Annotated in this window: 8 protein-coding genes and 1 pseudogene; 7 read left to right on the top strand and 2 right to left on the bottom strand. The window is 58.6% G+C overall.

All coding sequences use genetic code 11. The annotated features are described in order from the left end of the window. From VQ067_RS33500 to VQ067_RS33475, 6 genes and pseudogenes are all read left to right on the top strand, one after another. The coding region (locus tag VQ067_RS33500) for a YadA-like family protein (protein WP_340081069.1) at window positions 1–1465 on the top strand (1465 nt) is incomplete at its 5' end. Window positions 1466–1467: 2 nt separating this feature from the next. Then, window positions 1468–1800, top strand: a complete 333-nt coding sequence (locus tag VQ067_RS33495; protein ID WP_033949823.1) for a TrbM/KikA/MpfK family conjugal transfer protein — start codon at window positions 1468–1470, stop codon at window positions 1798–1800. A 111-nt stretch (window positions 1801–1911) separates the two neighbouring features. Further along, on the top strand, window positions 1912–4107 hold the full coding sequence (locus tag VQ067_RS33490; protein WP_126071767.1) for a type IA DNA topoisomerase: 2196 nt from the start codon (window positions 1912–1914) through the stop codon (window positions 4105–4107). 503 nt (window positions 4108–4610) lie between these two features. After that, window positions 4611–4754 (top strand): annotated as a pseudogene (gene ssb / locus VQ067_RS33485) (single-stranded DNA-binding protein); the annotation flags it as partial. Window positions 4755–4891: 137 nt separating this feature from the next. After that, window positions 4892–5647 (top strand): nucleotide-binding protein, encoded by a 756-nt coding sequence (locus VQ067_RS33480; RefSeq protein ID WP_033995779.1) that lies wholly within the window; start codon window positions 4892–4894, stop codon window positions 5645–5647. Continuing rightward, window positions 5640–6128, top strand: a complete 489-nt coding sequence (locus VQ067_RS33475) for a hypothetical protein (RefSeq protein ID WP_033995777.1) — start codon at window positions 5640–5642, stop codon at window positions 6126–6128. Before VQ067_RS33480 ends, VQ067_RS33475 begins: the two co-directional genes overlap by 8 nt. Window positions 6129–6149: 21 nt before the next feature. Here the strand turns inward: VQ067_RS33475 and VQ067_RS33470 are convergent, their stop codons facing one another. Both VQ067_RS33470 and VQ067_RS33465 read right to left on the bottom strand, forming a co-directional pair. Next, on the bottom strand, window positions 6150–6548 hold the full coding sequence (locus VQ067_RS33470; RefSeq protein ID WP_126071766.1) for a hypothetical protein: 399 nt from the start codon (window positions 6546–6548) through the stop codon (window positions 6150–6152). Beyond that, on the bottom strand, window positions 6545–6832 hold the full coding sequence (locus tag VQ067_RS33465; RefSeq protein ID WP_126071765.1) for a hypothetical protein: 288 nt from the start codon (window positions 6830–6832) through the stop codon (window positions 6545–6547). The genes VQ067_RS33470 and VQ067_RS33465 overlap by 4 nt, the downstream gene beginning before the upstream one ends. 292 nt (window positions 6833–7124) lie before the next feature. On the opposite strand from VQ067_RS33465, the gene VQ067_RS33460 reads away from it, so the two are divergent. After that, entirely contained in the window at window positions 7125–7481 is a 357-nt protein-coding gene (locus VQ067_RS33460) for a plasmid mobilization protein (protein WP_033949811.1), read from the top strand. Window positions 7482–7990: the final 509 nt, after the last annotated feature.

Genomic DNA, 7990 nt, shown 5'->3' with positions numbered 1-7990 from the left:
CGCGAAGGACCACACCAACCAGCGCGTCGACGCCGAGGCCCAGGCGCGTGCGGATGGCGACGCCGCGACGTTGGCCAGCGCGAAGGACCACACCAACAGCCGTGTTGACGCCGAGGCTCAGGCGCGGGCGGATGGCGACGCTGCGACATTGGCCAGCGCGAAGGACCACACCAACAGCCGTGTCGACGCCGAGGCCCAGGCGCGGGCGGAAGGTGACGCCGCGACGTTGGCCAGCGCGAAGGACCACACCAACAGCCGTGTCGACGCCGAGGCTCAGGCGCGGGCGGATGGTGACGCCGCGACGTTGGCCAGCGCGAAGGACCACACCAACAGCCGTGTCGACGCCGAGGCTCAGGCGCGGGCGGATGGTGACGCCGCGACGTTGGCCAGCGCGAAGGACCACACCAACCAGCGTGTCGACGCCGAGGCCCAGGCGCGGGCGGATGGTGACGCCGCGACGTTGGCCAGCGCGAAGGACCACACCAACAGCCGTGTTGACGCCGAGGCTCAGGCGCGGGCGGATGGCGACGCTGCGACATTGGCCAGCGCGAAGGACCACACCAACAGCCGTGTCGACGCCGAGGCCCAGGCACGGGCGGAAGGTGACGCCGCGACGTTGGCCAGCGCGAAGGACCACACCAACCAGCGCGTCGACGCCGAGGCCCAGGCACGGGCGGAAGGTGACGCCGCGACGTTGGCCAGCGCGAAGGACCACACCAACCAGCGCGTCGATGCCGAGGCCCAGGCGCGGGCGGATGGTGACGCCGCGACGTTGGCCAGCGCCAAGAGCCATACTGAGGATTACTCGGTCGCGCGCGGAGTAGAGGCCGGGGACGGCTCGGTCGCTGTAGGCAAAGGATCGAGCGCGACCGCTGCAGGATCCGTTGCGCTCGGTGCGGGGTCGGTTGCCGATCGCGCGAACACCGTGTCTGTCGGCGCCGCCGGCGGCGAGCGGCAGATCACGAACGTTCGTGCCGGCACGGCCGCCACCGACGCCGTGAATCTCTCGCAGATGCAGGCCGCTGACTTGCAGACGCTCAACAGCGCAAACCAGTACACAGACAGCCGGGAAGTGGCAATCCGGCAGGACATGTACGCCGGCGACGTGAACACGCTGAACAGTGCGAATCACTACACCGACCAGCGCATCGATGCACTCGACAACTCGTTCAACGATGCACTCGCCGGCGCCTACAACTATGTCCGCAAAGAGAACCAGCAGATGCGGCAGGAGTACCGTGCGATCGGCGCGCTGGCCATGGCCACCGCGGCGATAGGCATTGGGCCAAAAGATCTCGGCCGCTCGCAGTTCGGTTTCGGCATGGGGACGGTGCAGAGCGCTTCGGCGATGGCCATCGGCTTGAACCACTACGTGAACGACTCGACCGTGGTCACGTTCCGCGGCGCTATCGGGACCAGCAAAGCGGTGTCGGGCGCGTCGTTCGGCGTCGTGAAAGGATGGTGACCATGAAAAAGTTACTGGTAACGCTGACCCTCGCGGGAGCAGTGGGACTCTCCTCGGGGGCCCAGGCGATGAGCGCCTGCGAAGTGGCGTTGTGCATGTACGGCAAGACGACCGGCAACAGTGGGGGCAGTGAGTGTCGGGCGGCGGAGAAGAAGTTCTTCAGCATCCAGGTCAGGAAGAAAGGCAAGTTCAAGCCGAACCCGACGTTCGAGAAGCGCAAACAGTACCTGAACGGTTGTTCCGAGGCTGACCCCGATGCAGCTGCTCGCGCACTCGGCGCTGACCCGGCCGCGAAGTCGAAGATCCTCAACAAGTACGGCCGCGTCCCCGGCTGATTCGTTCTACGTCATCCCCCCTGGACCGCTTCACCGGTAGCCCTCGCGGCGTACCGCGGGGCCGGCTGCGCGTTGTTCGGCCAGGGGCAGGATGGAGACTAAGGAGGTTATATGCGGTTGTTCATAGCGGAGAAACCCCAGCTGGGCCAGGTGATCGCCGAAGCGCTGGGCGGCGGTCAACGTCGAGGCGGCAGTATCCAGTGTGGTCAGGACGTGGTGACCTGGTGCGTTGGGCACCTACTCGAACTGGCCCCGCCGGAAGTGCACAACCCGGCGTACGCGAAGTGGAATGCGGAGGATTTGCCGCTGAAGCTGCGGCCGGTGAAATATCAGCCAATTCCTGGAACAGCTGACCAGTTGGATGTGGTCGGCCAGCTGATCGCCCAGGCCGATGAGATCGTGCATGCCGGTGATCCGGATGAAGAGGGGCAGTTGCTGGTGGACGAGGTGTTGGCCTACTTCGGCAACAGTCGACCGGTGAAGCGGATCCTGATCAACGACCTGAACGCCGCCGCGGCACGGAAGGCGCTGGGTAATCTACGCGACAACAGCGAGTTCCTTGGGCTGTCGTTGCGAGGCCAGGCGCGGAGCATCGCAGACCAGCTTTACGGCTTCAACATGACGCGGGCGTACAGCCTGGCGGTTCAGGCGCGGGGGGGCCGAGGAGTGTTGTCGGTGGGGCGGGTGCAGACGCCGATCCTGGGCCTGATCGTGAGTCGATATCTCGCACACACGGCTCACAAGGGCTCTTTCTACTACAACGTATCGGCAGCGCTGGACTTTAAGGGGCGGATCCGGGGGCGCCTGCTGGTCGCGGATGACGCGCCGACTGACGAAAAGGGGCGGATCCTCGAAGAGAGTTATGCCAACAGCATCGCGAACGCGTGTCGCGGCCAGCCGGGCCTAGTCGTGTCGGTCGTCCAGGAAGAGAAATCGCAGGTCGCACCGTTGCCATTTTCGCTGCTGGACCTGCAGGCGCAGATGAGCCGTGAACATGGGATCAATGCGGAAAAGACCTTGGCGATCACCCAAGTGCTGCGCGAGAAGCACAAGGCGATCACGTACAACCGCTCGGACTGCAACTACTTGTCCACCGAGCAGCATGCCGAGGCGCCGGGAACGCTGGCGGCGCTATCGCAAGCACTACCGGAGCTGCGGACGACCTTCGAGCAGCTTGACCCAGGACGTAAGGGACGGGCTTTCAACGATTCGAAGGTGTCGGCGCATACCGCGATCATCCCGACCGCGGTAGTGGTGGACATGAAGGCGCTGAGCGCCGACGAGCAAGCGGTCTACCTGGCGATCGTCAGGCAGTACCTGGTGCAGTTCATGAGCGAGAAGCGGTATTTGGCCGTGAAGGCGCTGTTTGATGTGCAGGGTCATGTGTTTGAGGCCAGCGCGACCAAGACTACAGCGCCGGGCTGGACCCAGTTGCTGCGCGAGGTAGCCGATGAGGCGAGCCAGGCCGGCGAAGAGGATGAGGGCGAGGGCGAGGTGGAGGCTACGCAGTTCGAGGAACTGTCGGCTCTCGCTGGAGGGGAGCAAGGCCATTGCCTGGATGTATCGGTTTCCAAGGCGAAGACCAAGCCGTTACCGCTGTATACCGAGGCGACCTTGCTGAAAGACCTGAAGCAGGTGGCCAAATACGTGCAGGATCCTCGCATCAAGGCGCTGCTGCTGGACCGCGACGATGGCAAGGCTGGAGAGCGTGGCGGCATCGGCACCCCTGCCACCCGGGCGGCGATGTTGGGCAAGCTGCAGGAGCGCGGTTTCTACACGATCGAGAAGAAGAAGCTGGTTCCGACGGCCCTCGGAGTGGCCTTCATCCAGGCGCTACCGCGGATCGCAACGACCCCCGACATGACGGCGCTGTGGCATGAGCAGCAGGTGATGATCGAGCGTGGCGAGCTGTCCGTCGATGCCTTCCTGGACGAGCTGGAGGCCTTCATCGGTGAGCAGATCAGCACGATCGATCTCGGCGACATGCCCATTGCCGGACGTGCTGGGGTCGAGCCGCTGGCGGCGCGCTGCCCCATGTGCGGTGGCGAGCTGGTAAGGACGGCAAAGGTGGTGGGGTGCAAGGGGTGCGAGTTTCGCATGTACCCGAGCATCGCTGGGAAAGAGCTGACCACCAGTCACCTCGAAAGCCTACTCAGCAAGGGCAAGACCAGCTTGATCAAAGGCTTCAAGAACAAAGAGGGCAAGGCCTTCGACGCCGCCCTGCGCCTCGATGGCCAAGGAAAGGTTGCGTTCGATTTTCCGAAGACCAGCAAGGCCAGCAAGACCAACGGGAAGCGTTACGCGTAACGCTCTGCCCTCCCCCCCCCCCTCAAAAACATCAGCAACCGCGTCAGGTGCCGCGCCCCCGGCTCGGCGGGTCGGCTTCATCGACCCGCTGAACGGAGGCACGGGCGCAGCGAACACTTGACGCCAACTGGAAAGAAACAGCCTTCGACCGGGAGCAAGGGCAGCTTCATCGCCCATGCTCCCGAGTCCTCGACGGCGAGAGCGGGTAGTAGGGCAGAGCCCTACGACTTTGGGACTTCATCCATGAAACAGGACCGTATCAAGGGGTGCCCGGTATGCCACCAACGACCAACCGTCAGGACTCTGCCTGGCGGCGCAGGAGATCTCACGCACTCGATTGAATGCCGGGTGCAGGAGTGTCGCATGGCAATGGTGAGCGGCCATTCCCTCGAAGAAGTTGTGGCCGAGTGGAACAACGATGACAGCTGGGCGCGATTGGGGGCTGATGCAGGACAGACCCATGCGCGCCCTTTCTATCGATTTGAACGAGAGAGGTAATACAGATGGCACGTGGAGTTAACAAAGTGATCCTGGTTGGCAACGTCGGTGGTGACCCGGAAACCCGCTACATGCCCAACGGCAATGCGGTGACCAACATCACCCTCGCCACCAGCGAGAGGGACTTACGACAAGGGCAAAGGAAAGACCTCCCCTCCGCCGCCGCCTGCCCAGGACAACGACAGCTTCGACGACGACATTCCGTTCTAGCGGTCACCTTGGCGAAAACTGAATAACTTCAACTGTGCGGCGGCTAAGGTCGCCGTTATTTATAGTGGATTATCCAATGAAAAATACTTCTCATCTTGTTCTTCAAGGTAAGGGCGGCGTCGGCAAGTCTTTTAGCGCTAGCGCTTTGGCGCAGTACTTTATCGAGCGCGGATATAACGTGGCATGTGCTGATACTGATCCGGTGAACAGTTCGTTCTACCAATTCGCGGCGCTTAATGTCAGCTTGCTAAAGATCATGGAAGGTGGTGTGATTTCTCAAAAGCTCTTTGATCCGCTGTTTGAAGAGCTTTTATCCACGGATGATGTTTGCATCGTTGATAACGGCGCATCTACTTTCATTCCGATGCTCAAGTTCATCAGTGACAACTGTATGTTGTCGGCGCTCCAGGATGCAGGTAAGCAGCTATATATCCACACTGTTATTACGGCTGGCCAAGCGAAGGATGATACTTTTAATGGCCTGGAGCGTCTCATTGAAATGATACGCGCCGAGCAAAGTAACACTAAAGTGGTGGTCTGGCAGAATGAATTTTGGGGAGTTCCCGTTTTTGATGGGAAGCCACTTGATAAGACAGAGCTGATCTTGGGCAATTCAGACATAATCCAAGGAATATGTCCTGTCATTGACAGGAACAGCGACGCCTTCACGGCAGACATTCGTAATGTTCTAGAGGCACATTTGACGTTACAGGAGGTTAAGCAGTCCGAGGACTTCGGAGTTATTGCGAAGAGCCGAATTTGCCGAGTGTATAACGATATCTTCACCGAGCTGGACAAGGTATTCGGCAGGGAGGTGATCGACGATGAGTGAACGCCAGGCGGATGTGCTGGACGAGGTTCGCAAGCGGGCCCTAGCTGAACTGAATATAAAGGTGTCCCGAGAGGACCCAATATTCAGCGTAGTGTTTGCTACTGAGGCAGTGCTTGAACGGATGACGGAGCCGCTGGTGCTCGCGGTGAAGCAGATACCTGGTGAAATGGGGATCAGCATTGAGAAAATCGCGAGCGCCGTCGAAGATGCCGAGCAGACTGTTGAGCGATTGGTTGAGGAGGGGAAAACCGCCCTTGTCGAAGTGCGAGATACCGAGGCCAAGAAACTGGTGAAAGTGGTTCGGGAAAGCCTGGAGGGGAGCAAAGGTGTCAGCCACACCAAGTTCTCTATCGTGATGGCCCTGTGTTTCTTCTTTGCTTCAACCACATTGGGGGTTGGTGGGTACTCATACTTCGCGGTGAAGGATGCGATGAAGGACGCCAACTACTGGTACACCCAATATAAGGCATCCAAGAAGTGAAGATAGCGCCTCTAGGAGGCGCTATTCCTTTTTACCGTAGAGCTTTTCTTTGTTGGGTACCGAGTCCCATTCGAAGGTGTTTCTTCGGATTGGTGCGTTAGGGTCAACCTTTCCCTGGCCAAACCGGAAGCCTGTACTTGCTGCCGGAGCTTCAACGGGTGCTGCTGGAAGGTGTTTACTCCCTTTCATATGAGTTTTGCGCTTTCTCGCTCGATACATCATCGAGGCCAGAAGCGCGGGAGTAATCCCGTTCTCGGACTCTTTGGAGAGAATCCCGGCGATCAGTGCATGGGAGTAGCCATAGGTCCGAAGGCTTTCCAGCAACGGCAGGTTGTTGTTGATGGCTTTCTGCTTACTGATCGAGCAGCGTAGGGCCTGAATGACAGGCTCCAAGATGGTTGGGAGGTCTTCGTCTTTCACAGTGGTTTCTCCGGTTCAGGCTCGTGCAGGGGGGCTTCGAGTGGCGTGCTGCACGTTGACTTAACCCGGCGCTTACGAATGCGGTGAAGGCTATTTTCGAACGTGGCGAAGCTCATGGTGAAACCATCGTCGAGAAGGGCTTTATGCACAGCCTTCCTGCTAACGCCCGCTTTCAGTGCCCGCTCAACATCATCAAAGACCTCGTTCAGGCGGGCTGTCTGAGATCGATTGGCGGTGCCGGAGGAGAGAGCACGGAGGGTTTCTTGCAGGCTGGATCGGCTCATTGTCTATCACCTGTCTATGAACTGTCCGTTGTATGCCATGAATCGGCAGGTAATGTCTAGATTGCAGGATGTAATGATTTGAGAGTGTCTATGCAATGCCATGTTCTGCCTACTGTATGTCTAGTGGCGAATATCGCCAGGAAAAACAGAGGCACGTGACCGATTGTTTACAGGGGCAAGCCCCTTCCAACAATCGACGTGCCAAAGGGGACACCCCTTTGAAACCCCGCGCAGCGTAACGCTGCGAAGCAAGCGGCCAGTCGGTCGAGTCAGTCATCGTCGGAGTCATCACATGTCGGACAAGAAGGCGGCCCGTAGCCAGGTCGTGGCTTTTCGCGTGCCGGACGAAAAGTTCGCCCCTTATGAACAGAAGCTCAAGGAACTGGGCATCAGTAAGTCCGATTTCTTTAGGAAGCTGCTCTTAGAGAGGCTGGATCAAGTCACTATCGTTGCTCCATCCAAGGACAATGCTAAGTTACTCTTTCTGTACAACAAGGCGAGCAACAACCTTAACCAATTAGCACATCGGGTTCACCTGGCCTACAAGTCTGAAATTGTCTCCGAAAGATTATACCTCAAACTCATGAATTCCCTTGCGGCAATTCATGCCCTACTTTTATCGGGGGTGGACGATGCTGATTCGGGTTAGCGGTTATAACAACGGAGTCAAGGAGTATTTAGAGGAAGGGAATAAGGCCGGGCGCGATTATTCGCGCGAAGAACTGGATGAGCGCGTAATTCTTAGTGGAGACCTGGATTTAACCCAGCGGATATACCAGTCCATTGAAGATGAAGGGCAAGAGCGCTATGTGACTTTCACCCTGTCTTTTGCGGAGGACGACATTCCGCGGGAAACACTACAGGCGATAACTGAAGAGTTTGAATCGTTCTTAATGGTTGCGTACAGAAAGGAGGAATACAACTTTTACGCCGAGGCTCATCTGCCTAGGCTAAAGGAAATAAAGAACAAGGCGACGGGCGAAATGGAAGTTCGGAAGCCTCATATTCACGTCGTCATTCCACGGCGTAATTTACTTTCTGACAGGGAAATGAACCCAAGAGGAATGTACGATTCTCATGTTGCTTATTTCGAGGCCTTTCAAGAATACATAAACCAGAAGTATCAACTTACCTCCCCGCGGGATCGCATACGCATTG

Source organism: Pseudomonas sp. KBN12P06040 (genome assembly GCF_037574965.1).
GTDB lineage: Bacteria > Pseudomonadota > Gammaproteobacteria > Pseudomonadales > Pseudomonadaceae > Pseudomonas > Pseudomonas aeruginosa.
This window is presented reverse-complemented; position numbering and strand designations above follow the sequence as displayed.